This window comes from Micromonospora sp. NPDC023633, from assembly GCF_040640035.1.
GTDB lineage: Bacteria > Actinomycetota > Actinomycetes > Mycobacteriales > Micromonosporaceae > Micromonospora.
The window spans coordinates 1-2,938 of sequence record NZ_JBFABB010000229.1 but is presented as its reverse complement, the minus strand read 5'-3'; the positions used below and the strand labels follow the sequence as shown (position 1 = coordinate 2,938).

2 rRNA genes (1 of these 2 cut by a window edge) are annotated in these 2,938 nt (G+C 56.9%); both read left to right on the top strand.

The annotated features are described in order from the left end of the window. A 23S ribosomal RNA gene (locus tag AB0G13_RS33850) occupies positions 1–2,688 on the top strand (it extends 507 nt beyond the left edge of the window). An 82-nt stretch (positions 2,689–2,770) separates the two neighbouring features. After that, positions 2,771–2,887, top strand: a 5S ribosomal RNA gene (gene rrf, locus AB0G13_RS33845). The last annotated feature ends 51 nt before the right edge of the window (positions 2,888–2,938 follow it).

Here is a 2,938-nt window from a genome sequence, read left to right as displayed (position 1 = left end):
GTAGGTGAAAGTGGCTGGTCTTCTGTGGGTGTTCCCGAGTAGCGGCGGACCCCTGTAATCTGCCGTGAATCTGCCAGGACCACCTGGTAAGCCTAAATACTTCCTGGTGACCGATAGCGGACGAGTACCGTGAGGGAATGGTGAAAAGTACCCCGGGAGGGGAGTGAAATAGTACCTGAAACCGTTCGCCTACAATCCGTCGGAGCCTTGCGGGGTGACGGCGTGCCTTTTGAAGAATGAGCCTGCGAGTTAGTGGCATGTGGCGAGGTTAACCCGTGTGGGGGAGCCGTAGCGAAAGCGAGTCTGAATAGGGCGTTCAGTCGCGTGTCCTAGACCCGAAGCGGAGTGATCTAGCCATGGGCAGGCTGAAGCGCGGGTAAGACCGCGTGGAGGGCCGAACCCACCAACGTTGAAAAGTTGGGGGATGACCTGTGGTTAGGGGTGAAAGGCCAATCAAACTCCGTGATAGCTGGTTCTCCCCGAAATGCATTTAGGTGCAGCGTCGCGTGTTTCTTGCCGGAGGTAGAGCACTGGATGGTCTAGGGGGCCCACAAGCTTACCGAAATCAGCCAAACTCCGAATGCCGGTAAGTGAGAGCGCGGCAGTGAGACTGCGGGGGATAAGCTTCGTAGTCGAGAGGGAAACAGCCCAGATCACCAGCTAAGGCCCCTAAGCGTGTGCTAAGTGGAAAAGGATGTGGGGTCGCATAGACAACCAGGAGGTTGGCTTAGAAGCAGCCACCCTTTAAAGAGTGCGTAATAGCTCACTGGTCAAGTGGTTCCGCGCCGACAATGTAGCGGGGCTCAAGCACACCGCCGAAGCTGTGGCATTCACATTTTTACCTTGCTTGGACTTGATTCCTTGTGCAGGTGTGTGGATGGGTAGGGGAGCGTCGTGCCGGGGGTGAAGCAGCGGGGTGACCCAGTTGTGGACGCGGCACGAGTGAGAATGCAGGCATGAGTAGCGAAAGAAGGGTGAGAAACCCTTCCGCCGGATGACCAAGGGTTCCAGGGCCAGGCTAATCCGCCCTGGGTGAGTCGGGACCTAAGGCGAGGCCGAGAGGCGTAGTCGATGGACAACGGGTTGATATTCCCGTACCCGCGAAAGAGCGTCCCTGATGAACCTCGTTGTGCTAACCATCCGAACTTGGGGCGGTCTTCGGACCAAGCCAGGGGAGCGTGGGAACCTGGCGGGTAGTAGTCAAGCGATGGGGTGACGCAGGAAGGTAGCTGAGCCCGGCCGGTGGTTGTGCCGGGGTAAGCGTGTAGGCCGTGTTGTAGGCAAATCCGCAACACATGAAGGCTGAGACGTGATGCCGAGCCGATTCAGGTGAAGTCAGTGATCCTATGCTGCCGAGAAAAGCCTCTAGCGAGTTCTTAGCGGCCCGTACCCCAAACCGACACAGGTGGTCAGGTAGAGAATACCGAGGCGATCGGGCGAACTGTGGTTAAGGAACTCGGCAAATTGCCCCCGTAACTTAGGGAGAAGGGGGGCCGGAGACGTGAAGCCCCGCGCGGGTGGAGCGTTGTATGGCCGCAGAGAGCAGGGGGAAGCGACTGTTTACTAAAAACACAGGTCCATGCGAAGAAGTAATTCGATGTATATGGACTGACGCCTGCCCGGTGCTGGAACGTTAAGGGGACCTGTTAGCTCTTCGGGGCGAAGCGGAGAACTTAAGCGCCAGTAAACGGCGGTGGTAACTATAACCATCCTAAGGTAGCGAAATTCCTTGTCGGGTAAGTTCCGACCTGCACGAATGGCGTAACGACTTCCCCACTGTCTCAACCACAGGCCCGGCGAAATTGCATTACGAGTAAAGATGCTCGTTACGCGCGGCAGGACGGAAAGACCCCGGGACCTTTACTATAGCTTGACATTGGTATCCGAATTAGCTTGTGTAGGATAGGTGGGAGCCGGTGAAGTCCATACGCCAGTATGGGTGGAGGCAATCTTGAAATACCACTCTGGTTGATTTGGGTATCTAACTTCGGACCGTTATCCGGTTCAGGGACAGTGTCTGGTGGGTAGTTTAACTGGGGCGGTTGCCTCCTAAAGGGTAACGGAGGCGCCCAAAGGTTCCCTCAGCCTGGTTGGCAATCAGGTGTTGAGTGCAAGTACACAAGGGAGCTTGACTGTGAGACTGACAGGTCGAGCAGGGACGAAAGTCGGGACTAGTGATCCGGCACTTGCGAGTGGAAGCGGTGTCGCTCAACGGATAAAAGGTACCCCGGGGATAACAGGCTGATCTTCCCCAAGAGTCCATATCGACGGGATGGTTTGGCACCTCGATGTCGGCTCGTCGCATCCTGGGGCTGTAGCAGGTCCCAAGGGTTGGGCTGTTCGCCCATTAAAGCGGTACGCGAGCTGGGTTTAGAACGTCGTGAGACAGTTCGGTCCCTATCCGCCGTGCGCGTAGGATACTTGAGAAGGGCTGTCCCTAGTACGAGAGGACCGGGACGGACGAACCTCTGGTGTGCCAGTTGTCCCGCCAGGGGCACGGCTGGTTAGCTACGTTCGGAAGGGATAACCGCTGAAAGCATCTAAGCGGGAAGCTCGCTTCAAGATGAGGTATCCCACCATCTTCGGATGGGTAAGGCCCCCAGCTAGACGACTGGGTTGATAGGCCGGAAATGTAAGCCCGGTAACGGGTTCAGTTGACCGGTACTAATAGGCCGAGGACTTGACTACTAAGCTGCTACGCGTCCACTGTGCAACTCTCGATGAACGAACAACAGACCCGTTTGGGTGTTGTTTGACATATCGATAGAGTTACGGCGGTCATGGCGGAGGGGAAACGCCCGGTTACATTCCGAACCCGGAAGCTAAGCCCTCCAGCGCCGATGGTACTGCACTCGGGAGGGTGTGGGAGAGTAGGACACCGCCGGACAATCTTTCAGTTCAGGGTCACCCCTTCGGGGTGGCCCTGAACTGCGTTACG